The sequence below is a fragment of the Paracoccus sp. 228 genome (assembly GCF_000967825.1).
Taxonomy (GTDB): domain Bacteria; phylum Pseudomonadota; class Alphaproteobacteria; order Rhodobacterales; family Rhodobacteraceae; genus Paracoccus; species Paracoccus marcusii.
Genome location: NZ_JYGY01000006.1, coordinates 22376 through 44479, shown reverse-complemented (window position 1 = coordinate 44479; position 22104 = coordinate 22376). Strand labels below are relative to the sequence as shown.

Annotated in this window: 19 protein-coding genes; 9 read left to right on the top strand and 10 right to left on the bottom strand. The window is 68.3% G+C overall.

All coding sequences use genetic code 11. The features are described from left to right. Positions 1-3: 3 nt before the first annotated feature. The gene (locus tag SY26_RS16945) at positions 4-846 is read left to right on the top strand and encodes a DUF1206 domain-containing protein (protein WP_045981840.1); all 843 of its coding nucleotides are present in this window, start codon (positions 4-6) and stop codon (positions 844-846) included. Positions 847-862: 16 nt separating this feature from the next. On the opposite strand, the gene argE is transcribed toward SY26_RS16945, so the two are convergent. Together argE and SY26_RS16935 are read right to left on the bottom strand one after the other, a co-directional pair. Next, the gene (gene argE, locus SY26_RS16940) at positions 863-2029 is read right to left on the bottom strand and encodes an acetylornithine deacetylase (protein WP_046001505.1); all 1167 of its coding nucleotides are present in this window, start codon (positions 2027-2029) and stop codon (positions 863-865) included. A 10-nt stretch (positions 2030-2039) separates the two neighbouring features. Further along, entirely contained in the window at positions 2040-2996 is a 957-nt protein-coding gene (locus SY26_RS16935) for a LysR substrate-binding domain-containing protein (RefSeq protein ID WP_046001504.1), read from the bottom strand. A gap of 144 nt (positions 2997-3140) precedes the next feature. On the opposite strand from SY26_RS16935, the gene SY26_RS16930 reads away from it, so the two are divergent. The 6 genes from SY26_RS16930 to SY26_RS16905 all read left to right on the top strand — a co-directional run bounded on the left by SY26_RS16930 (position 3141) and on the right by SY26_RS16905 (position 10105). Next, positions 3141-4745: an ABC transporter substrate-binding protein gene (locus SY26_RS16930; protein ID WP_046001503.1), complete on the top strand. Its 1605-nt coding sequence runs from the start codon at positions 3141-3143 to the stop codon at positions 4743-4745. A 64-nt stretch (positions 4746-4809) separates the two neighbouring features. Continuing rightward, entirely contained in the window at positions 4810-5787 is a 978-nt protein-coding gene (locus SY26_RS16925) for an ABC transporter permease (protein WP_045981844.1), read from the top strand. Beyond that, positions 5784-6698 (top strand): ABC transporter permease, encoded by a 915-nt coding sequence (locus SY26_RS16920; RefSeq protein WP_046001502.1) that lies wholly within the window; start codon positions 5784-5786, stop codon positions 6696-6698. The genes SY26_RS16925 and SY26_RS16920 overlap by 4 nt, the downstream gene beginning before the upstream one ends. Next, positions 6695-7675: an ABC transporter ATP-binding protein gene (locus tag SY26_RS16915; protein WP_046001501.1), complete on the top strand. Its 981-nt coding sequence runs from the start codon at positions 6695-6697 to the stop codon at positions 7673-7675. Before SY26_RS16920 ends, SY26_RS16915 begins: the two co-directional genes overlap by 4 nt. Beyond that, on the top strand, positions 7672-8673 hold the full coding sequence (locus tag SY26_RS16910; protein WP_052715338.1) for an ABC transporter ATP-binding protein: 1002 nt from the start codon (positions 7672-7674) through the stop codon (positions 8671-8673). Before SY26_RS16915 ends, SY26_RS16910 begins: the two co-directional genes overlap by 4 nt. Before the next feature lie 16 nt (positions 8674-8689). Beyond that, positions 8690-10105 (top strand): M20 family metallopeptidase, encoded by a 1416-nt coding sequence (locus SY26_RS16905; protein ID WP_046001500.1) that lies wholly within the window; start codon positions 8690-8692, stop codon positions 10103-10105. Between the two features lie 333 nt (positions 10106-10438). Here the strand turns inward: SY26_RS16905 and SY26_RS16900 are convergent, their stop codons facing one another. After that, positions 10439-11548, bottom strand: a complete 1110-nt coding sequence (locus SY26_RS16900) for a ParB N-terminal domain-containing protein (protein WP_046001499.1) — start codon at positions 11546-11548, stop codon at positions 10439-10441. Further along, the gene (locus SY26_RS16895; RefSeq protein WP_045981848.1) at positions 11526-12932 is read right to left on the bottom strand and encodes an AAA family ATPase; all 1407 of its coding nucleotides are present in this window, start codon (positions 12930-12932) and stop codon (positions 11526-11528) included. The genes SY26_RS16900 and SY26_RS16895 overlap by 23 nt, the downstream gene beginning before the upstream one ends. 518 nt (positions 12933-13450) lie before the next feature. On the opposite strand from SY26_RS16895, the gene SY26_RS16890 reads away from it, so the two are divergent. Beyond that, complete coding sequence (locus SY26_RS16890; RefSeq protein ID WP_148911573.1) at positions 13451-14617, top strand: replication initiation protein; 1167 nt, start codon at positions 13451-13453, stop codon at positions 14615-14617. Here SY26_RS16890 and SY26_RS16885 read toward each other — a convergent pair. The 6 genes from SY26_RS16885 to SY26_RS16860 form a co-directional block, all read right to left on the bottom strand. Next, positions 14614-15687 carry a Fic family protein gene (locus SY26_RS16885; RefSeq protein ID WP_046001497.1) on the bottom strand — a complete coding sequence of 358 codons (1074 nt, stop codon included), beginning with the start codon at positions 15685-15687 and terminating at the stop codon, positions 14614-14616. The genes SY26_RS16890 and SY26_RS16885 overlap by 4 nt on opposite strands. A 69-nt stretch (positions 15688-15756) precedes the next feature. Beyond that, positions 15757-16974 carry a mannonate dehydratase gene (gene uxuA / locus SY26_RS16880; RefSeq protein WP_046001496.1) on the bottom strand — a complete coding sequence of 406 codons (1218 nt, stop codon included), beginning with the start codon at positions 16972-16974 and terminating at the stop codon, positions 15757-15759. Beyond that, a complete protein-coding gene (locus SY26_RS16875) occupies positions 16971-18044 on the bottom strand; it encodes an L-idonate 5-dehydrogenase (protein WP_046001495.1) in 1074 nt (357 codons plus the stop codon). The genes uxuA and SY26_RS16875 overlap by 4 nt, the downstream gene beginning before the upstream one ends. 10 nt (positions 18045-18054) lie before the next feature. Next, positions 18055-19452 (bottom strand): TRAP transporter large permease subunit, encoded by a 1398-nt coding sequence (locus SY26_RS16870; RefSeq protein ID WP_084693902.1) that lies wholly within the window; start codon positions 19450-19452, stop codon positions 18055-18057. 51 nt (positions 19453-19503) lie between these two features. Then, the gene (locus SY26_RS16865; RefSeq protein ID WP_045981855.1) at positions 19504-20469 is read right to left on the bottom strand and encodes a TRAP transporter substrate-binding protein; all 966 of its coding nucleotides are present in this window, start codon (positions 20467-20469) and stop codon (positions 19504-19506) included. Between the two features lie 37 nt (positions 20470-20506). Further along, complete coding sequence (locus SY26_RS16860) at positions 20507-21199, bottom strand: GntR family transcriptional regulator (protein ID WP_084693911.1); 693 nt, start codon at positions 21197-21199, stop codon at positions 20507-20509. Between the two features lie 118 nt (positions 21200-21317). On the opposite strand from SY26_RS16860, the gene map reads away from it, so the two are divergent. Then, the gene (map, locus tag SY26_RS16855) at positions 21318-22067 is read left to right on the top strand and encodes a type I methionyl aminopeptidase (protein ID WP_046001494.1); all 750 of its coding nucleotides are present in this window, start codon (positions 21318-21320) and stop codon (positions 22065-22067) included. Positions 22068-22104: the final 37 nt, after the last annotated feature.

The following is a 22104-nucleotide window of genomic DNA, read 5'->3' as shown; positions in this document are numbered from 1 at the left end:
AACATGACCGAAAGCAAGCTGGGCTGGGCCATGCCGCTGATGCGGGCAGGCTATATCGGCAAGGGGCTGGTCTATCTGGCCGTCGCGGGGATCTCTCTCTATTCGATCTGGCGGGGGGGCAGCGCGCAGGACACGTCCTCGGCCCTGGGCTGGCTGGACACGACCTGGGGCGGCGGCGTGCTGCTGTTCGTCATCTTCATCGGCATGCTGGCCTATGCGCTGTGGCGGGTGCTGGACGCGGCCTTCGACCTCGAAGACTACGGCAGCGACGCAAAGGGCATCGTCGCCCGCATCGGCATGCTGGTGACCGGCGCGATCCACCTGGGGATCGGCGCGACCGTCTTTCCGCTGCTGTTCGGCGGCGGGTCGGGGGGCGGCTCGGGCGAGGGGTCCAGCATCCCCGGCCATGTCCGCACCGTCATGGAATGGCCCGGCGGCCGCTGGCTGATCGGGGCCGCGGCGGTGCTGATCATCGGGGCGGGCGGGCATTACATGCGCCAGGGCTGGACCAACGAATACCGCCAGCACCTGCGCGCCAACCCGGTCACCACGCGCTGGAACCCCGTGCTCAAGGCGGGTCTGATCGCGCATGGCGTGGTGGTCGGCGTGGTGGGCCTGCTGTTCGGCTTCGCGGCCTGGCAGGCCAACCCCCAGCAGGCCGGCGGCACCGGAGAGGCGTTCTCCTGGCTGTCGGGGCAGGTCTATGGCCAGATCCTGGTGACGGGCGTCTGCCTGGGGCTGCTGGGATTCGCACTGTTCTGCTTCGTGAACGCGGCCTATCGGATCGTGCCCAAGGTCTCGGGGCCGGACGTCCAGACGCTGGCCGCCAAGCTGATGCCGCGCTGACGGCCAGCGGGCGGCGTCACGCCCCCCGCGTCGCCCAATCGGCCAGCCGCCCCAGGAAGGCGTCGCAGGCGTCCAGCTGGGACCGCTCGATGTATTCGTCGGGCTTGTGGGCCTGGGCGATCGCGCCAGGCCCGCAGATCACCGTGGGCACCCCCAGCATCTCCGCAAAGCGGCCGCCCTCGGTACCGAAGGCGACCTTGGAATGGCCGTTGCTGCCGGTCAGGCGCTTGACCAGGGTGACGGCCTCGGCGTCGGGCGGGGTCTCCAGGCCGGGGAACTGGGCAAAGACCTCGATCTCGATCCCGGCCTCGGGGGCGATGCGCCGCATCATCGGTTCCAGCTCGTCGCGGGCGTAATCACGCAGCTCCTGGACCAGGGCGTCGGCATCCTCCTGCGGAAGCACCCGGAACTCGCAGTCCAGCGTGCACAGGTCGGGCACGATGTTCAGTGCCGTGCCGCCGCGGATGGTGCCGGTATGGGCGGTGCTGTGCGTGATGTCATAGTCGGCGTCGCGCCCGCCTTCGGTCGCCAGCCGGGCTGCGATGTCCTGCATCCGCACCACCAGCCGGGCGGCGTAATCGACCGCATTCACCCCCTGCGGCGCCAGCGAGGAGTGGCACCCCCTGCCCCGCACCGTCACCCGCATCGAGCGTTTGGCCTTGTGCCCGATCACCACCTGCATCGAGCTGGGCTCTCCGACGATGCACAGGGCGGGGCGGATGCCCTCGTCGCGCAGCATCTCCAGCAGGCCGACCACGCCCACGCAGCCGACCTCCTCGTCATAGGAAAACGCCAGGTGCACGGGCCGCGCCAGATCGCGCGCCACAAGGTCCGGCACAGCGGCCAGCACGCAGGCCAGGAACCCCTTCATGTCGCAGCTGCCCCGCCCGTACAACCGCCCGTCGCGCGCGGTCAGCGCATAGGGGTCGCTGGCCCAGTCCTGGCCCTCGACCGGAACCGTGTCGGTATGGCCCGACAGGATCACCCCGGGGCGGTCCGCGGGCCCGATCGTCGCCCACAGGTTGGCCTTCTGCCCGGTCGCATCCATGACCAGCCGGCTGTCCACCCCGTATTCGGCCAGATAGGCCCGGACATGGTCGATCAGCGCAAGGTTGGAGCGGTGGCTGGTCGTGTTAAAGGCGATCAGCTGCGCCAGGATCTGCTGGCTGGTGGGGGTCTGCATCGGGATTCCTTTATCGCAGGGCGGTGGGGGTCGGATAGGCGGCGCGGTCCAGGCTGTCGGTGACGTCCTGCATGAAGGCCCGCGTCACCGCGGAGGGCGCCCGGCTGGCCGGCAGCAGGAAATGCGTGCTGTAGCGGATCGCGGGCAGGAAGGGGCGCATCGCCACCTGATCGGCCATCTGGTGGACCAGCGGGAACGGGTTCAACAGCGACACGCCCAGACCCTCGCGCACGAACTGGATGACGGATACGTTGGTCGACGCCTCCAGCTCGATCCGCAGGGCCAGGCCCGCGCGGTCGAACAGGCGGTCGATGGCGGCGCGGCTGGAATGGCGGCGCGACAGGGCGATGAACGGCTCGTCATGCAGGTCCTCGGGGCGGATCACCTCGAACGCGGCCAGGTGGTGGTCGCGCGGCAGGACACAGATTGCCTGCGTTTCCAGCAACAGCTCGGATGTGATGCCTTCATGGGCAACGGTGCTGTCGCTCATCCCGACATCGAACCGACCCTCGGCGATGCCGGTCAGCAGGCTGTCGCTGGCCAGCACGTCGAAGGTGATCTGGCAGCCCGGATTGGCCCGCTTGAAGGCCGCGATCCGGCTTGGCAGGAACCGGTGCGCGATGGTCGGCGGGGCCACGATGGACAGCGTCCCCTCATGCGCGCCCTGCGGCCGGTCGGCGCGATGGACCAGCCGGGCCAGCGTCTCCAGCACCGGCGCCAGCTGCTCGCTCAGCGACAGGGCCTCGATCGTGGGAACCAGGCGACCATTGGTGCGCAGGAACAGCTTGAAGCCAAGCCGCTCCTCCAGCTGCGCCAGCCTGCGGCTGACCGCCGACTGAGAGATGTCCAGCCGACGCGCCGCGCTGATTGCGGTGCCATTGGCCACCAGCGCCTGCAGAACCTCCAGTTCGCGCAGGGATATTCCCGACCGGCTATCCCGGTCGGCGGCAGTGTCATCCGGTTCCATCGCCACCCTATGAGAAAAACGCATTGATATTCGCGATTGACATCTGATTATCGCATCATACCCTGATCTCCAAGCGGGATTGCACCACCGGGGAACAACTTCGGGGTGACCGATCCGCGCATCACCAGCAGAGAGGATATCGCGATGAAAGCATTCGGCTTGCCCCTGGCCGCGGGCATCGTTCTGGCGGGCCTGGCCCCCGCCGCCGCCCAGACCCTGACCATCGGCCTCAAGTCCGAGGCCACCTCGATGGACCCGCTGTTCCACCAGCTGTCCACCAACATCCAGGTCTCCAAGAACATCTTCGAGGCGCTGACCACCCAGGACGCGCTGCAGATGGTCACCCCCGGCCTTGCCGAAAGCTGGGAGGCGGTGGACGACACCACCTGGCGGTTCAAGCTGCGCCAAGGCGTGAAATTCCACGACGGCGGCGACTTCACCGCGCGCGACGTGATCTATTCCTTCTGCCGGGTGCCGCTGGTGCAGAACTCGCCCTCGGCCTACACCATCTTCACGGGCGGCATCGCCGACATGGCGGCCGAGGACGACCACACGCTGACCATCACCACCAAGGCCACCAATCCCCTGCTGCCGGTCGACCTGTGGAGCCTTGCGATCCTGTCCGCCGATGCGCTTGGCGCCGACGACCAGGTGACCTACGGCCCCGACGGCACCTGCGAGGGCATGGGCGACGTGCCCCAGGCCCCGGCCTTCAACGACCCCGCGGTCGCGGTGGGCACCGGCCCCTATGTGCTGGACCGCTATACCCGCGGGTCCGAGGTCGTGGTGACGCGGTTCGACGACTACTGGGGCGGCACCCCGCAATGGGAAAGCGTCACCATGCGCCCGATCACCAGCGACGGCCCCCGCGTGGCGGCCCTGCTGGCGGGCGACGTGGACATGATCGAATCGCCCCCCATCCAGGACATCCCGCGGATCGAACAGGGCGGCTTCACCATCGTCGACGCGCTGTCCAACCGCGTGATCTATCTGCACATGCTGCAGCAGCCCGACGCCCCCGGCATCGGCGGCACCGACGGGGAAAACCCGCTGATGGACGCACGGGTGCGCAAGGCAATCTCGATGTCGATCAACCGCCAGGCCATCACCGAACGGATCATGGGCGGCTATGCCCAGGCCGCGGGCGAACTGCTGCCGCCGCCGATGTTCGGCACCTCGGACCGCCCGGTCGAGGCCTATGACCCCGACGCCGCCCGCGCCCTGCTGGCCGAGGCGGGCTATCCCGACGGGTTCTCGCTGACGCTCGGGACACCGAACGACCGCTACATCAACGACGAGCAGGTGGCGCAGGCCGTGGCCCAGATGATGGCCCAGATCGGCATCCGCGTCAGCGTGGACGCCAGCACCGCCAGCCAGTTCTTCTCGCGCCGGAACGCGCTGGAATTCCCGATCTACCTGGCGGGCTGGGGCGCGTCCTCGGGCGACATGTCGTCCCCGCTGAAATCGCTGGTGGCCACCTATGACGAGGCGACGGGCATGGGGCCGACCAATGCCGGCCGCTATTCCAACCCCGAGATGGACGCCCTGCTGACGACGGCGATGGCCACCATCGACGACGCCGCGCGCGACCAGATGCTGCAGGACGCCCAGACCCTGGTGCTGGACGATACCGGGATCATCCCGCTGCATTACGAACAGACGGTCTGGGCGATGAAGCCGGACCTGACCTACGAACCCCGCGTCGACCAGTACACCCTGGCCGCCGAGGTCAAGCCCGCCGCAGAATGATTCGCCCCTCCGGCACCTCGCGTCGCGGGGTGCCGGACCCCAGCCCCATCACAGGGACCCCGTCATGATCGTCTATCTTGTCCGCCGCGTGGGCCAAAGCCTGCTGGCCGTCATGGCCATGGCCGTGCTGGTCTTCCTCGGCGTCTTCTTCATCGGCAATCCCGTCGATGTGCTGGTCAGCCCCGAGGCGAGCCAGGCCCAGATCGCCGCCACCGTCGAACGGTTGGGCCTGGACCGGCCGCTCTATGAGCAGTTCGGAATCTTCGTCTGGAACGCCCTTCACGGCGATCTGGGCACCTCCTTCGTCTATGGCCGGCCCGCGCTGGAGATCATCCTGGACCGCCTGCCCGCCACGCTGGAACTGGCGCTGGTCGCGCTGGCCCTGTCGGTGGGCATCGGCATCCCGCTTGGGGTCTGGGCCGGGCTGCGGCCCCACGGCATCGCGGGGCGCACGATCATGGGCGGGTCCATCCTGGGCTTCTCGCTGCCCAACTTCTGGCAGGGGATGCTGCTGATCCTGGTCTTTGCCGTCCTGCTGGGCTGGCTGCCCGCGGGCGGGCGCGGCGAGACCACCGAATTCCTGGGCATGCAGGTCAGCTTCCTGACCTGGGACGGGCTGTCGCACCTGATCCTGCCCGCCATCAACCTGGCGCTGTTCAAGATGTCGCTGATCATCCGCCTGGCCCGGGCCAACACGCGCGAGGTCTGCATGCAGGATTACGTCAAGTTCGCCCGCGCCAAGGGCCTGTCGCCGCGCCGCGTGGTACTGGTCCATGTGCTCAAGAACATCATGATCCCGGTGGTGACCATCATCGGGCTGGAGCTGGGCTCGATGGTGGCCTTTGCCATCGTGACCGAAACCGTCTTCGCCTGGCCCGGCATGGGCAAGCTGCTGATCGACAGCATCAACCTCTTGGATCGCCCGGTGATCGTGGCCTACCTGATGCTGACGGTGCTGATCATCGTGGGCATCAACCTGCTGGTCGACGTGATCTATTCCGCCCTGGACCCCCGCATCCGCCTGTCGGAGATGAAGGGATGACCGACATCGCACCCCCCTCCCCCGCCCCGGTCCGCATCGACAGCCCCGCCAAGCGCATCGCCAAGCAGTTCGTCGAGGACCGCATCGCGGTCCTGGGCCTGGTCCTGTTCGTGCTGATCGCGCTGATCGCCATCGCGGCCCCCTGGATCGCACCCCAGAACCCCTACGACCTGATGCAGCTGAGCATCATGGACGGCGGCCTGCCCCCCGGAGAGGTCAGTATGGCCACCGGCCAGACCTTCTGGCTGGGCACCGACCAGCAGGGCCGCGACATGCTGTCGGGCATCATGTACGGGCTGCGCATCAGCCTGATGGTCGCGGTCGTGTCGCTGACCCTGGCCATCACCATCGGCACCATCGTCGGCGTCGCCGCCGCCTATTTTGGCGGGCGCTTCGACAGCCTGGTGATGCGCATCGTCGACCTGCAGCTGTCCTTTCCCGCCATCCTGATCGCGCTGATCCTGCTGGCGCTGCTGGGACGGGGCGTGGACAAGGTGATCCTGGCGCTGGTCATCGTGCAATGGGCCTATTACGCGCGCACGGTGCGCAGCTCGGCCATGGTGGAAACCCGCAAGGATTACATCGACGCCGCCCGCTGCCTGGCCCTGTCGGACCGCCGGATCATGTTCCGCCACCTGCTGCCCAACTGCGTGCCGCCCCTGATCGTGGTCGCCACCGTGCAGATCGCCCAGGCCATCGCGCTGGAGGCGACGCTGTCCTTCCTGGGCGTGGGCGTGCCCATCACCGAACCCTCCCTGGGGCTGCTGATCGCCAACGGCTACGACTACCTGCTGTCGGGCCGCTACTGGGTCAGCGTCTTTCCCGGCATCGCCCTGGTCGTCACCATCATCGCCATCAACGTCGTGGGCGACCGCCTGCGCGATGTCCTGAACCCGAGGTTGCAGACATGACCGCCCTGCTGGACGTTCGCGAACTGCAGACGCATTTCATGACCCGCGACGGCACCGCCCGCGCCGTGGACGGGGTCAGCTTCACGCTGGAGCGTGGCCAGATCCTGGGCCTGGTCGGCGAATCCGGGTCCGGCAAGTCGGTCACCGGCTTCTCGATCCTGGGGCTGGTCGACCCGCCCGGCCGGGTGGCCGGGGGGCAGGTCGTCTTTGACGGCACCGACCTGATCGCAGGCGGGGAAAAGGCCATGCGCCCCCTGCGCGGCAAGCGCATCGCGATGATCTTCCAGGACCCGATGATGACGCTGAACCCGGTCCTGCGCATCGACACCCAGATGATCGAGACCGTCCGCGCCCACGAAACCGTCTCGCGGGCCGAGGCCCTGCGCCGCTGCCGCGAGGCGCTGGTCCAGGTCGGCATCTCCTCCCCGGACGAGCGGCTGAAAAGCTATCCGCACCAGTTCTCGGGCGGCATGCGCCAGCGCGTGGCGATCGCCATCGCGCTCTTGCACAAGCCCGACCTGATCATCGCGGACGAACCCACCACCGCGTTGGACGTGACCATCCAGGCCCAGATCCTGTCCGAGGTGCAAAAGCTCTGTGCCCAATCGGGCACCGCACTGATCTGGATCACCCATGACCTGGCCGTCGTGTCGGGCCTGGCCGACCGCCTGGCGGTCATGTACGCGGGCCGCATCATCGAGGAAGGGCCCACCGCCGCGATCATCGCCAACCCCCGCCACCCCTATACGCGCGGCCTGATCGACAGCGTCCCCCACGGCAAGCGCCACGGCGCGATGCTGACCCAGATCAAGGGCATGACGCCGTCGCTTCTGAACCTGCCAAAGGGGTGCAAGTTCGCCCCCCGCTGTCCGCGCGCCGATGCCGCCTGCCAGGTCGAACCCGCCCTGACCCCCGCCGGCCCCGGCCGCCAGGTGCGCTGCCACCACCCCCATGCCGACGCAGAGGCCACCCCGTGACACCACAGCCCATTTTGCAGATCGACGGCGTGTCCAAGCGGTTCACCAAGGACCTGGACATCGCCGAACGCACCGCCCGGTCCCTGGGCGCCCGCATCGCCCCGGTCACCGTCCACGCCGTCGACGGCATCGACCTGTCGGTCCGCCGCGGCGAGGTGCTGGGCCTGGTCGGCGAATCCGGCTGCGGCAAGTCCACGCTTGGCCGCATGGTGGCGGGGCTGGCCCGCCCCAGCCAGGGGCGCATCCTCTATAACGGCCAGGACGTGGCGACCCTCAAGGGCCCCGCCGTACGCGACGCCGCGCTCAAGATCCAGATGGTGTTTCAGGACCCCATGTCGTCCCTGAACCCCCGCCTGCAGGTCCGTGATATCGTCGGAGAGGCGCCACGCGTCCACGGCATCGTGCCCCGCCGCGACATCCCCGCCTATGTCGAGCGGATGCTGGAACAGGTGGGCCTGGACCCCAGCATGGGCAAGCGCTATCCGCACCAGTTCTCGGGTGGACAGCGGGCGCGGGTGGGCATCGCCCGCGCGCTGGCGGTGCGCCCCGATTTCCTGGTCTGCGACGAATCCGTGGCGGCGCTGGACGTGTCGATCCAGGCCCAGGTTCTGAACCTTTTCGTTCAGTTGCGGCAGGATTTCGACCTGACCTACCTGTTCGTCAGCCACGACCTGGGCGTGGTCGAACATATCTCGGACCGGATCGCGGTCATGTATCTGGGCCGCCTGGTCGAGCTGGGCGAGGCCGAGGACCTGATCGCGCGCCCGAACCACCCCTATACCCAGGCCCTTGTCAGCGAGATCCCGACCTTCGAAACCGGCAAGAAGACCTATCATGCCATCAAGGGAGAGATCCCCTCGCCTCTGAACCCGCCGCCGGGGTGCCATTTCCACCCCCGCTGCCCCCATGCCCATGACCGCTGCCGCCTTGAGGTGCCCGCGCTGCGCGAGGTGGCCCCCGGCCGCCTTTCGGCCTGCCACCTGAACGACCAAGCCTGACCAAAGGAAAGACCCCATGCGAAACGACAACCCCCTCTGGCCGCTGGTCGATGCCCGCGCCGCCCAGTTCACCGGCCTGGCCGATGCCGTGTTCGACACGCCCGAACTGGCCTATGGCGAGGTCAAATCCTGCGCCGCCCACACCCGGATGCTGCGCGACCAAGGCTTCCGCGTGACCGAGAACCTGGCCGGCATCCCGACCGCCGTCATGGGAGAGGCGGGCACGGGCGGCCCGGTCATCGCCATCCTGGGCGAATACGACGCCCTGCCCGGCCTGTCCCAGGAACCCGGCCTGGCCGAGCCGCGCCAGATCGCCGATCACGGCTTCGGCCATGGCTGCGGCCACAACCTGCTGGGCTCGGCCGCGCTGTCGGCGGCCACCGCCGTCAAGGACTGGCTGGAGGCCAACGGCGTGCCGGGCCGCGTCCGCTACTACGGCTGCCCGGCCGAGGAAGGCGGCGCCGCCAAGACCTACATGGTCCGCGACGGGCTGTTCGACGACGTCGACATCGCCATTACCTGGCACCCGGCGAGCTTCAATGCAGTCGACGACATGCGGTCCCTGGCCAACACGCGCATCGACTTCACCTTCCACGGCAAGGCCGCCCACGCGGCGGGCGCGCCGGAACTGGGCCGGTCCGCCTTGGACGCGGTCGAGCTGATGAACATCGGCATCAACTACATGCGCGAACACATGCCCGACGCGGCGCGGGTCCATTACGCCTATCTGGACGCCGGCGGCATCGCGCCCAACGTCGTCCAGGCCAAGGCGACCGTGCGCCAGCTGATCCGCAGCCCGGACCTTGCAGGCCTGTCGTCGCTGGTCGACCGCGTGCGCAAGATCGCCGACGGGGCGGCGCTGATGTCGGGCACCACCGTGACCTCGCGCGTGTTCTCGGCCGTGTCCAACCTGACCGAGAACCTGCCCCTGTCCCGCGCCATGCAGGCCCAGTTCGAGGCCCTGGGCCCCGTCCCCTTCGACGCGGACGACACGGCCTTCGCCACCGCCATCCGCGAAAGCCTGTCGCGCGAGGACATCGCCGACACGTTCAAGCGGCTGGCGATGAAGCCCGACTACGACCTGCCGCTGTGCAACTTCATCGCCCCCCTGGACCGGCCCTTCATGGGCGGCATGGGTTCGACCGACGTGGGTGATGTCAGCTGGGCGGTGCCCACCGTCCAGGCCCGCGTCGCCACCTGTGCGGTGGGCACCGCGCTCCACAGCTGGCAGCAGACCGCCCAAGGCAAGGCCCCCGCCGCGCACAAGGGCATGCTGCATGCCGCCAAGGTCATGGCCGCGACCGCCCATGCCGCGCTTACCGACCCGGCGCTGATCCAGGCGGCCAAGGCCGCCCATGCCGACCACCTGGCCCAGCACCCCTATCGCTGCCCCATCCCGCCCGAGACCCGCCCCCCGGTCGAGGGCCTCTGACGCCAACCGCCGCCTCAGAACCGGCGGCGGCAGCACCCGTCATGGTCTTCGCCCCGCCGGTTCCCGACCAGCGGGGTGAAGACACATGTGAGTAAGGGTTGAAGCACCATGGCCAGTGAACGCGGCGAATGACACTAGTCGCTCTGCGTCTCGACACCGTGCCGTCGAAATGGGCTCCATCACCGATAATTCAGCGCCTTTACAACGCCCTAAAGACACAACCCCGCGGCGACCTGAAGTCTTGCCCATAAGTGCCCACTGCCCCGCAGCCGTACCCCCCTGCCCTACCGCCATCGCCCGAACTTCCGGCCGGCCGGTTTCGCCACGAAACCGTCAGCGCTCCAGCAGCGCCCGTATCTCCAGCATCAGGCTATCCACCAGTTCGGTGGTCAGGGCAGCCCCCTCCAGGCGCAGCAGGTGCCCCCTGCTGTCGCTGGACCGCCGGATCGTCACCCCGCTGGATGTCCGCAGGGTCTTGTCGTCCAGCCAGCCATGGGCCGTTGCAGGGCGCTTGGGGCGCCCTCCCCGTCCCGGGTCGCGGACCCCCTGATCCTGCTGCCGGATCACCGGTTCGATCACCGCCCATTCTGCATCCGCATCCTCGGGGGCTGCATGGGACAGGGCCTGGCGAACCTGGCTCTCGGCCCCCTGGCGCAGTGCGGTCGCCAGCTGCAGCCCGCGACGCTCGGTCAACTGCTCGGGGAATTGCAGCATGTCGCCAAGTTCTTCAAATATAAGAGAAAAAGACCGAATCTTGGACCGTTTTGCCTTCGATCCGCTGCCGAACAGCTTGTCGACGGCATCTTCGGTATTGGCAAAGGCACCATGGTTCGCCGCGATGACCGCGATACGCCCCCGCTCGAAATGGCTCAGGTTCTCGCGGACCTCGTTCTCCTCGATCATCTGGACAAAGGCGTTGCCTGCATCGGCACGGGGGCGGACGATCGCCCGGATGGTCGCGTACTTGTCCGCCTGCGTCAGGTCGCGCAGCCCCCGCGTGGCCAGCAGCCGGCGATAGCCCGACAGAAGACCATAGCGCTGCCCCGCCCTGCCCTCCTGCTCCAGCGCAAAGACCTCGATCGGCAGCCGCAGCCCGTGCGAGGCGATCGACTGGCGCAGCTCCAGCATCTCGGCCTCGCCCATGGTCATGCGGTCGCGGATCATCGCGTCCTCGTCGATCTGCTCCAACGGCAGGTCGACCATCAGCAGGCCGCTGTCCTGTGCCGCATGCAGACGCGCGGCGTCGGCCTCGGCACGGGCACGCGCTGCACGACTGTCCGCCCCGTCAGGCTGGAATTGGGACGCGCTGTCGGCCGCGACCTGGGCGATCGGCGCGATGCCCCGGACCGAGGCGGCACGGTCAAAGGTTTCGCTGCGAAACTCCGCCTCGATGCGGGTCAGGTCATCGGTGCTGGGGGCTTCAAGACGTCTGCGCTTGACCATCGGTCTGCTCCTGTTCCTGCTTTTCCATCTGAAGATCGCGCCACCAGGCCCCCAGGATCAGCTCCTTCACCTCGGCCCAGGTGCGGTCGAACGTCTCGCGGCCGCGGACATAGGTGTCGCGATTGAACTCCCGGTAGTCGGCCTCGTAGATGCCATTCACCTGCTCCCCGGCCTGGCCCACCATGGCGGTCAGCTCTTGGCGATAGGTCGTCATGAAGTCGCCGAAATAGGCCTGGATCACGTTGGCCAGGTCGGTCTGCTGACCAGCCTCGAAACGGGTGATGATGGCGCGGACCGCGTCCCATTCGAACCGCATCTCGGGCAGGCCGTCGCGGCGGCGGGCGGTGTTCTCTCCATCCTCGACGCTGGCGAAGGTCGAATAAAGCATGTCGAAGAACCGGCCCGTCGAATCGAACTCCAGGAAGGTTGCCCCCAGGGGCACCAGCAGGATGTCGGCGGCCGCCAGCGCGTTGATCGTCAGGTAGCCAAGGGCAGGGGGCGTGTCGATGATGATGATGTCATAGTCGTCCACGACCCCGTCATGGGTCAGCCCGTTCGACAGCGCATCCCACAGCGGCCAGCCGCGCAGACCCATCCGCCAGACCGGCACCTGGAATTCGGCCCAGTACAAGTTCAGCTGAGCGCCCAGAAGGTCGATATTGGGCCAGTGGGTCTTCTGGATCAGGTCGCGGGCGCCGATCTTCAGCGCCTCGGTCAGGGTCTCGTCGAAGGGCAGGGGGGGCTGGCCGCGGGCCTCGCGGACGCGGTTCTCGTCCTGCAGGGCCAGGGCATAGTCCTTGGCCAGCAGGGGGAAGGCCGTGGACCATTCGTCCGTCACCTGCCCACCCATGATCGAGGTCATGCTGCCCTGGCTGTCCAGGTCGATCACCAGCACCTTGTAGCCGTCCAGCGCCGCCGACATGGCCAGATGTGCCGCGGTCGAGGTCTTGCCCACGCCGCCCTTGAAGTTCGCCACCGCCAGCACCTTGGCCGGCAGGCCCTCCGGGCGCCAGGGGCGGTATTCGCGGTCGGCGGCCCCCTCCTGGGCGAAGTGGTCGCGCAGGCGCAGGACGTCGTCCAGGGTGAACCACTTGGAGTTGCCCTCGCCGACGCCCTGGGGCAGGTCGGGGTTCTTGCGCAGCACGCGGCGGAAATGGGCGGTCGCGACGGGGATCAGATAGCGGCAGATCTCCCAAGTGGAAAAGCGGCGCAGGCGCTTGCGTCCGTCGGGGGCATAGCCGCGCTCTGCCAGGTCCTGCCGTCCACGGGCGGCGAAGGCCGCGGCCTTGGCGAATCGGGCGGTGCCGATCGGCTCTGACAGGCGCTTGGCGGCACGGGCGGGGTCTATGCTGAAATAGGGGGGAAGCGGCTCTTTGCCTGACATCTCGTTCCTGCTGCGATGTATCGTGTTCCGAGGCGTACTGCACTTTCTATCGCACATCATCCGTTGGTTGGGAACAAAATTGCCCGGTTTCGCCGCGAAACCCTTCTCAAATCAGAAAAAGCACCCTTCTAAAGCTTGTATCTTGTTTAGAGATTTTAGAGTCTTTGCGATAAGGAAATATCGTACTTTCAATGAGCTAAAGTCAGTTCAGGACCCATATGCGGGACGAAGGGGACCCTTATCCGGGATGACGGGTGCCCGGGAACAGGGGGAGGGGCGCCGATTCTCGGGTTGAGGGGTGCCGAGGAACGGGAGGGGCCTGTTTGGGGCAGAAAAAGCCCACGGGGCACGGTTTGCCAGGGGTGTCCGTCCCGGAAACGGGTGCCTTAGTGCGACGCCTGCGATGCAAGGTGCCCGTCTTCGGGATCGCGACAGTCGCGGCAAGGGTGCCTGAAAGGCTGTTGCCGCAGGGTGCCTTTTGCGGCAGCATGGGGATAGGCAGGACAATGGCAGACCTCATGGACGACATCCCCCGCGACCAGCTGTCCGGCGCGCTCAGGCGCGGTGCGGTCAAGAAGCATGTGGCGGCGATCCACGTGTCGGGCAAGCTGACGCTGCTGCAGCGCAAGCTGTCCAACGTGCTGCTGCTGAACGCCTATGACACGCTGATGTCGAGGCCCAGCCACCAGATCGACGCGCGGACCCTGTGCCTGATGATCGGGTACAACAGCAACGACATGGACACGCTGAAGCAGTCGCTGCGCGGGCTGGTCGAGACCGTGGCGGAATGGGACATGCTGGACGACAAGGGGCGTCAGGAATGGGGCGTGTCCAGCCTGCTGAGCTATGCCAAGCTGAAAGGCGGGATCTGCGAATACGCCTATTCCCCGGCCCTGGCCGAGAAGCTGCACGACCCCAAGGTCTTTGCGCTGATCAACCTGAACATGCAGCGGCGGTTCACCTCCGGGCATGCGCTGGCGCTGTACGAGAACTGCTATCGCTTCGTGCGGACCGGCTCGACGGGGTGGTGGCCGCTGGATCTGTTCCGGCGGCTGATGGGGGTCGAGGGGTCGGCCTATTACGAGGTGTTCAAGCAGCTGAACGCCAAGATCATCAAGCCCGCCGTGACCGAGGTGAACAAGACCTCGAACATCATCCTGACGCCCGAGACCAAGAAGCAGGGCAGGGCGGTCACCCATATCCGGTTCCTGATCACCGAGAACCCGCAGCTGGCGATCCTGGACATGGACGACGGCGAGGGGGCGCGGCATGGCGCCGTCTATGGCCGGCTGCGCGCGCTTGGGGTCAGCGACCGGCTGGCGCGGCAATGGCTGTCGGCGCATGGCGAGGAGGTCGTGTCGGCCAAGCTGGATTACGTCGAGGCGCGGCGGAACGTGGTCAGCAAGGTGGGCTATCTCAGCGCCGCGCTGGACGGTGATTTCGGCACGCCCGACCCGGTGACGGTCGAACCGCCCAACCCGCAGGCCGAACGGCTGCGCCGCATCCTGGAGGTGATCCGCCAGCGTACCCCCACGCAGCGCGACGCCGACCGGCGGCTGTTCCTGAGCCAGCTGACCGACCGCGCCGCGCGCGCCGATTTCGAGCGCCACGGCTGGATGTCGCCCCTGAACGCGGCCCGGATCGGGGCGTTCTGGGAGGACATGTCGCCGGGCCTGTTCGGCTAGGCCATCACCAGAAGATAGCGGGTCGACCGGCCGCCTTCGGGGCCGCGGCGCAGGATTCCGGCAGCCTCCAGGTCGGTCAGGTCGCGCGTCGCGGTCGCGGCGGACACGCCCGCGATGCGCCCGTAGGGGGCGGCCGAGATGCCCTGGGCCACGCGGGCCGGGCCTTCGGCGAACAGGCGGCGCAGCACGCGTTCGGCGCGCGGCGGGGGGCGGTGGCGCAGGAAGAAGGCGTTGCGCGCCACCAGGAAGCGGGCGTCCGTGACCGCATCGTCGACCCCCGCGATCAGCCGGTCCAGGAACCACATCATGAAGGGCGTGGCGTCGATCGCCGGGCCCACCACCTGCCGCCCGGCCTGCAGCGCCGCGTAATAGCCGCGCTTGTCGGCCTCGATCTGGCGCGACAGCGAGAAGGGCAGGGCGGCCCCGTCGCGGGCGAAGACATGTTCGACCAGCGCCCGGCCAAGCCGCCCGTTGCCGTCCGAGAAGGGGTGGATGGATTCGAACCACAGATGCGCCAGCGCCGCGCGGATCGGCGCGGGGCGGTCGTCGGTCTGCAGGGCTGTCAGAAAATCGTCCATCATCGCGGGGACGCGGTCGGCAGGGGGCGCGGCATAGAGGACCTCGTCCCGGCCGGCGGTCGCGCTGCGGGTGATGACCATGGCAAAGCGACGCCAGCGGCCCTTGTCCTCAACCTCTAGCCCGTGGAACAGCAGGCGGTGCCAGTGCCACAGGGTGGGCGTGTCCAAGGGCGGTCCGCCCGCGCGGGCCTGCAGCATCAGGTCGGCGATGGCGTCGCTGCGCCGCACGGGTTCGGCGCCCCGATGCGCCATCGAGGCCACGACCGAGGCCTGGACCTGGGCCGCGGGCAGGCTGGCCCCCTCGATCGCGAAGGAGGACACGGCCTCGGTCGTGACCGCGCGCAGGAAGGCCTCGCGCCGTTCGTCGGGGGTCAGGGCGTGGTGCAGGCCGGTGATGGCGCCGAGGCGTGCGGAAAACGCCGCCAGCCGCCCTTCGGTCAGGGACGGGTCGTGGCGGAAATTGGGCCAGGCAGGGCTTTCCCAGATCTGCATGAGGGGATTATGGTGGTTATTCGCATCATGACAAGGCGTTTCATGATGCGAATAACCCGCCCAATCGCCTCAGCCGCGCTGCGCCACCAGCGGATGGGACAGCGCGGTCTCGATTCCGCGCAGTTCGGCCAGGCCCTTGAGGCGGCCGATGGCGGGATAGCCGGGCTGCGCCTTGCGGGACTGGTCGTCCAGGATGTCCTGGCCGTGATCGGGGCGGAAGGGGATCTGCCAGTCGTCGCGGCCCTGTGCACGGCGGCGGCTCTCCTCCGCCAGGATGGCGGCGATCATCGCGACCATGTCGGTGTTGCCCTCCAGATGCGCGGCCTCGTGGAAGGACCCGCCCAGATGGGTCTCCTCCAGCGCGACGTTGCGCAGATGCAGGAAATGCACCCGGTCGCCCAAGCGCGCCATCATGCCCGGCAGGTCGTTGTCGGCGCGCGCGCCGAGCGATCCGGTGCACAGCGTGATGCCGTTGGCGGAGAGGTCCACCGCATCCATGACGGCGCGATAGTCGGCCTCGGTCGACATGATGCGGGGCAGGCCCAGCAGCGGGAACGGCGGATCGTCGGGGTGGCAGCACAGGCGCATGCCCAGCTCCCGCGCCAGGGGCGTCACCTCGGCCAGGAAATCGACCAGATGGGCGCGCAGGCGGTCGGGGCTGATGTCGTCATAGCGCGCCAGGTGGTCCTTGACGTCGTCCAGGGTCATGCGTTCGGCGGCGCCCGGCAGGCCGAAGACCACGTTGCCGGTCAGCTGTTCGCGCCGGTCGTCCGACATGGTGACCAGCCGCGCGCGGGCAGTTTCGGCGATCTGCGGGGCATAGTCGTCGGCCGCGCCGCGGCGCTGCAGGATGAACAGGTCGAAGGCCGCGAAATCGATCGCGTCATAGCGCATGCAGGTCGCGCCGTTGGGCAGCCGATAGACCAGGTCGGTCCGCGTCCAGTCCAGGATCGGCATGAAGTTGTAGCAGATGACCCGCAGGCCCGCCGCGTGCAGGTTTCGCATCGAGGTCTTCCACGCCTCGACATGGGCGCGCCAGTCGCCGGTCTGGCGCTTGATGTCCTCGGATACGGGCAGGCTCTCGACGACCTCCCATGCCAGGCCCGAGGGCGCGCCGTCCCGCATCACGGCCAGCTGGGCCTGGCGGTCCGCGATCTGGTCGGGCTGCCAGACCTGTCCGGTGGGGACGTGGTGCAGGGCGGTCACGACGCCCTGGACGCCCGCCTGCAGCATGTCGTCGACGGACACCAGGTCCTTGGGTCCGAACCAGCGCCAGGTCTGTCTCATGATTGGGTCTCTTCTTCAGCAAAGGAAAGTTGCACCTTGACCGACCGCGCGCGGTCGGCGGCGGTCCGGAACGCCGTTTCGGCGTCGCTCATCGGAAAGGTGGCGGTGATGATCGGGCGGGGGTCGATGGCGCCGGTGCCGATCAGCCCCACCGCATCGGCGAATTTGGTGTCGAACCGATGAGAGCCCGCGAACAGGATCTCCTTGCCGACCATCAGGTTCAGGGGCAGGGGCGTGGGCCCCGCGACGCCGACCTGGACCAGCGCGCCAAGCGGGCGCAGGCAGGCCACGGCGTCGCGGATGGCCGATGCCGCCGCCGAACATTCGAAGACCAGATCGACGCGGCCCTTGCCCTGTTGCCATTCCGCCAGGCCATCGGGGTCGGCCACGGGGTTCACCGCATGGTCGGCGCCCATCCGGCGGGCGACGGCCAGGGTGGCGTCCTGGATGTCGGTCACGATGATCGTTGCGGCCCCGCGCAGGCGGGCCACCGCCACGCAGAGCGCGCCGATCGGCCCCGCGCCCGTGACCAGGACGGTCTTGCCCGCCAGGGGCCCGGCGATCGCCTCGGCGCGGTTGGCGGCGTGCAGGCACACGGCCAGCGGTTCGGCGCAGGCGGCGGCGCCGGGGGTGACGGTATCGGGCAGGGGGTGGCATTGCGCGGCGCCGATGGTGATGCCATCGCGGAACATCCCCTGTTCGTGGGGCAGATACATCGCCGAGCCCTTGAACCGCATCGCCATGCAGTGATGCGGCAGCCCGGCCTTGCAGAAATCGCAGGTCCCGCAGGGATGCGAGGGGTTCATCGCGACCAGCTGGCCCACCTGCAGATGGGTGACGTCGGGGCCCACGGCCCTGATCCGGCCGGCAGCCTCGTGGCCCAGGATGATCGGTTCGCGCACGCGGATCGTGCCAATGCCGCCCTCCTGCCAGTAATGCAGGTCCGATCCGCAGATGCCGCCCGCCAGGACGGCGACGCGGACCTGCCCCCGGTCGGGGGCGGGCAGATCGGTGGCGGCGATGGTCAGGTCGTCCTGGCCGTTCAGGCGGACGCATCGGGTCTGGGTCATGGTGACCTCCTTACGGCATCAGGCGGTTGGGCAGCCAGGTGGACAGTGGCGGGAAATAGCTGACCATCAGCAGCATGATCAGGTTGGTGACGATATAGGGCGTGATCGCCCGGATCACCGGCGACAGCGGCAGGCGCGCGATATTGGCGGCCACGAACAGGCACACCCCCACCGGCGGCGTGGTCAGCCCGATCATCAGGTTCATCACCGCGAAGACCGCGAAATGCAGCGGGTCGATGCCCACGGCCAGCGCCAGCGTCTGCAGCGGCACGAACAGGATGATCAGCGCCGCGATGGTTTCCATGAACATGCCGACGAACAGCAGAAGCAGGTTGATCAGCAGGATCACCACGAACTTGTTGTCGGTGATGGACAGCACCCCTTCGGCCAGCATCTGCGGGATGCGTTCCGACACCAGGATCCAGCCGAAGACGTTGGCCGTGCCCACCAGCACCAGGATGCCGGCCGAGCTGATCGCGCTGTTGGTGATGATGCGCGGGATCGCGCGCCAGGGCAGTTCGCGATAGACGAACAGGCCCACCAGCATCGCATAGAGACAGGCCACGATGGCGGTTTCGGTGGGCGTGGTGATGCCGGTCAGCAGGCCGCCCACGATCAGCGCGGTCATGGCGATGGCCCAGATCGCCCCGGTGAACGAGGTGAACAGTTCGCGCAGCCCCTGCCAGGGTTCGCGGGGAAAGCCGTGCTTGCGGGCCAGGATGACGGTGGTGATCATCATCGCCACGCCCATGGCGATGCCCGGAATGGCCCCGCCCAGGAACAGCTTGCCCACCGACATGCCCGACAGCGAGCCCACGATGATCATCGGCACGCTTGGCGGGATCATCGGGCCCACCGTCGACGACGCCGCGGTGACCGCGGCCGAGAACGCGCCGGGATAGCCCGCGCGCTTCATCCCGGGGATCATCATGCCGCCGACCGAGGCGACGTCGGCCACCGCGGTGCCCGAGATGCCGCCGAACAGCATGGAGGCCGCGATGTTGGCCTGGGCCAGCCCGCCGCGCATCCACCCGACCAGCGCATTGGCAAAGCGGATGATGCGTTCGGTGATGCCGCCCGAGTTCATCAGGTTGCCCGCCAGAAGGCCGCCGGCGAACAGCGCGGTCAGCACCGCGCTGACCAGCCGCAGATGCCACGGCCAGCGGCCCGGCAGGCTTTCGCACAGAAGGTCCACGTTCACCATGTCGCCGCTGCGCAGCGCCAGACCGGCGCCCAGGGCACCGATATAGATCAGGCAGAACCGGGTCAGCTCCTCGGTCCAGACGGGGGCGGTGGACAGGAAGGTGCGCGCAAAGACCTGCAGCAGGACCGATGCCGACAAGAGCAGGAACGCCACGAGGATCAGAAGGCGGCACAGCCCCTCCAACCCCTTGAATGCCTGTGTCATGGGATGTCTCCGGGGGACGGGCGGGGCAGGGTGCGCCCCGCCGCCCTGCCATCAGTTGTTGAAGATCTGTTCGGCCAGCGGGCGGATGTCCGCGTCCACGGCACCGATCACCGCGTCGCGGGCGGCATCGGCGAAGGCCTGCTGGTCGACCTCGACGAAGGTCACGCCCGCGGCCTCCAGCTCGGCGACCAGCTCCTGCTCGTCGGTCAGGAACAGCTCGCGCTCGAAGGCCTGGGTGCTGTCGGCGGCGGCCTGTACGGCGGCCTGGTCGGCCTCGGACAGCTTGTTCCAGGCGTTCTCCGAGATGGTCAGATAGATCCAAGACCGGACATGCTCGGTCAGGTTCACGGTCTTCTGCACCTCGTAGAAGCCGCCGGACTGGAACAGCGCCAGCGGGTTCTCCTGCCCCTCGATCGTGCCGTTCTGCAGCGAGGTGAAGACCTCGGAGAAGGCCATCGGCGTCGGGTTCGCGCCAAGCGCCTGCCAGGCGGTCACGAACAGCGGCACGTTGGGCACCCGCAGCTTGAAGCCGTTCAGCTCGTCCGGGGTGGTGATGGGACGGTTGGCCGACAGGTTGCGCGGGCCGCGTGCGAAATAGGTCAGGGGGCGGATGTCGGCATTGGCGATGATTTCGGCCTCGATCTGGTCGCCGATCTCGCCCGAGGCGACCTCGTCCATGTGCTCCAGCGAGCGGTACGCATAGGGCAGCGCCAGCAGCGCGGCCTTGGGTGCCCAGTTCTGCAGGCTTTCGCCGGTGATGGTCATGTCGGCGGTGCCCAGCTGCATGCCGTTGATGACGTCGATCTCCTTGCCCAGGGATTCGTTCGGAAAGATCTGGACCTCGACCCGGCCCTCGGTCCCGGCGGCGACCTCCTCGGCGAAATGCAGGGCGGCCTTGTGCCAGATGTTTTCCTCGTTGGCCAGGTGGCCCAGCTTCAGCGTGACGTCGGCGGCCATCGCGGTGCTGGTGGTCAGTGCGGCGGCCAGGGTGATGGCGATCATGCGGGTCGGTGTCATGGTGTCCTCCTCCAAGGATTGTCCGGCGGGGCCGGGATCAGGTGAAATAGTCGGGGCAGTCGGCCCGGATGACGGGCAGGTCGTCCAGGATGCCGCGCAGATGGGTGCGGATCGCCCCTTCGGCGCGCGGCGCATCGCCCGCCCGGATGCCCGCGACCAGCGCGCGATGCTGGTCGATCAGGCGGTCGACGGGGAAATGCCGGCTGGACAGGAAGCGGACACGGTCCATCTGGGCCTTCATCTCGACTACGACGCGCCAAGCGCTGGCCTTGCCCGCGCCTTCGGCCAAGGTGCGGTGGAACAGCTCGTCCGCGTCCATGAAATCGCGGGCCGATCCGCCGATCAGGTCCATCTGGCGGGTCAGCTGGGCGTCCAGGTCCGCGATCAGCGCGGGGTCCGGGTCGGTGGCCAGCAGCTTGACGATGTCGGCCTCGATCGCCTCGCGCACGAAGCGCGCGTCCATCACCGCCGCCAGCGAGATGCGCGTCACGAAGGTCCCTCGCTGTGCGCGCACGTCCAGCAGGCCCTGACCCGCCAGCGCGATGAACGCCTCGCGCACCGGCTGGCGGCTGACGCCGTATTGCTGGGCGGTCTCGACCTCGGACAGGCGGGAGTCGGGGGGCAGGCTGTTGTCCATGATCGCCGCGCGCAACCGGTCGGCCAGCTGCGACGCCGCGTTCACGCGGGTCTGGGGCAGCGGCTCGGGGCGGGTGCGGAACGGCGTGGCCATGGTGATCTCCTCAGTCGCGACCACTACACTATACTACCATACCAGTAAAGCGTCTTTTCGGGATGCCGGGTGTGGGCGCAGGCGCTATGCTGGACCGGCACCAAGGGCGGAGGGCGCGATGACGGTCACGAATCAGGCGGAGCTGGAGGGGTTGCAGGCCATCGGCCGGATCGTGGCCACGACCCTGCAGGCGATGGCCCGCGCGATGGAGCCGGGCATGACCACGCGCGAGCTGGACGGAATCGGCCGTGCCCTGCTGGAACGCGCGGGCGCGGTGCCTGCGCCCGAGGACAGCTATGGCTTTCCCGGCGCGACCTGCATCAGCGTCAATGAGGAGATCGCGCATGGCATCCCCGGCGACCGGGTGATCGCCGCGGGCGATCTGGTCAACATCGACGTGTCGGCCTCCAAGGACGGGTTCTTTGCTGATACCGGGGCCAGCTTTGCCGTCGGCGCCGTGGCGCCCGCCATCGAGCGGCTGTGCCGCGACGGCCGGCGCGCGATGGAGGTCGGCATCGCGCAGGTGGGCGCCGACAGGCCGCTGGACGGGATCGGCAACGCCATCGGCCGCTTTGCCGCGGCGCGCGGCTATACGCTGATCCGCAACCTGGCCAGCCACGGCGTGGGCCGCGCCCTGCACGAGGCGCCCGAGGTCATCGCGACCTGGCCCACCAAGGGCGACCGCCGCCGCATCGACCGCGGCCTGGTGTTGACGGTCGAGCCGTTCCTGTCGCGCGGCGGTTTGCGCGCCGCCGAGGGGCGCGACGAATGGACCCTGTTCAGCCAGCCCCGCGCGCCCGTCGTGCAGTACGAACACACCGTCGTCGCGACCGAGCGCGGCGCGATCATCGTCACCCTGCCGCACTGAGCGTCCCGGACCGCTGCCCACGGATCGGGCAGTTCGC

Excerpts from the sequence above, each read along its gene's own strand:
- argE (WP_046001505.1), bottom strand. The coding sequence starts at position 2,029 with ATGCAGACCCCCACCAGCCAGCAGATCCTGGCGCAGCTGATCGCCTTT.
- SY26_RS16860 (WP_084693911.1), bottom strand. The coding sequence starts at position 21,199 with ATGGCCACGCCGTTCCGCACCCGCCCCGAGCCGCTGCCCCAGACCCGC.
- SY26_RS16865 (WP_045981855.1), bottom strand. The coding sequence starts at position 20,469 with ATGACACCGACCCGCATGATCGCCATCACCCTGGCCGCCGCACTGACC.
- SY26_RS16935 (WP_046001504.1), bottom strand. The coding sequence starts at position 2,996 with ATGGAACCGGATGACACTGCCGCCGACCGGGATAGCCGGTCGGGAATA.
- SY26_RS16925 (WP_045981844.1), top strand. The coding sequence starts at position 4,810 with ATGATCGTCTATCTTGTCCGCCGCGTGGGCCAAAGCCTGCTGGCCGTC.
- uxuA (WP_046001496.1), bottom strand. The coding sequence starts at position 16,974 with ATGAGACAGACCTGGCGCTGGTTCGGACCCAAGGACCTGGTGTCCGTC.
- SY26_RS16900 (WP_046001499.1), bottom strand. The coding sequence starts at position 11,548 with ATGGTCAAGCGCAGACGTCTTGAAGCCCCCAGCACCGATGACCTGACC.
- map (WP_046001494.1), top strand. The coding sequence starts at position 21,318 with ATGACGGTCACGAATCAGGCGGAGCTGGAGGGGTTGCAGGCCATCGGC.
- SY26_RS16890 (WP_148911573.1), top strand. The coding sequence starts at position 13,451 with ATGGACGACATCCCCCGCGACCAGCTGTCCGGCGCGCTCAGGCGCGGT.
- SY26_RS16875 (WP_046001495.1), bottom strand. The coding sequence starts at position 18,044 with ATGACCCAGACCCGATGCGTCCGCCTGAACGGCCAGGACGACCTGACC.
- SY26_RS16920 (WP_046001502.1), top strand. The coding sequence starts at position 5,784 with ATGACCGACATCGCACCCCCCTCCCCCGCCCCGGTCCGCATCGACAGC.
- SY26_RS16905 (WP_046001500.1), top strand. The coding sequence starts at position 8,690 with ATGCGAAACGACAACCCCCTCTGGCCGCTGGTCGATGCCCGCGCCGCC.
- SY26_RS16915 (WP_046001501.1), top strand. The coding sequence starts at position 6,695 with ATGACCGCCCTGCTGGACGTTCGCGAACTGCAGACGCATTTCATGACC.
- SY26_RS16930 (WP_046001503.1), top strand. The coding sequence starts at position 3,141 with ATGAAAGCATTCGGCTTGCCCCTGGCCGCGGGCATCGTTCTGGCGGGC.
- SY26_RS16885 (WP_046001497.1), bottom strand. The coding sequence starts at position 15,687 with ATGCAGATCTGGGAAAGCCCTGCCTGGCCCAATTTCCGCCACGACCCG.
- SY26_RS16870 (WP_084693902.1), bottom strand. The coding sequence starts at position 19,452 with ATGACACAGGCATTCAAGGGGTTGGAGGGGCTGTGCCGCCTTCTGATC.
- SY26_RS16945 (WP_045981840.1), top strand. The coding sequence starts at position 4 with ATGACCGAAAGCAAGCTGGGCTGGGCCATGCCGCTGATGCGGGCAGGC.
- SY26_RS16895 (WP_045981848.1), bottom strand. The coding sequence starts at position 12,932 with ATGTCAGGCAAAGAGCCGCTTCCCCCCTATTTCAGCATAGACCCCGCC.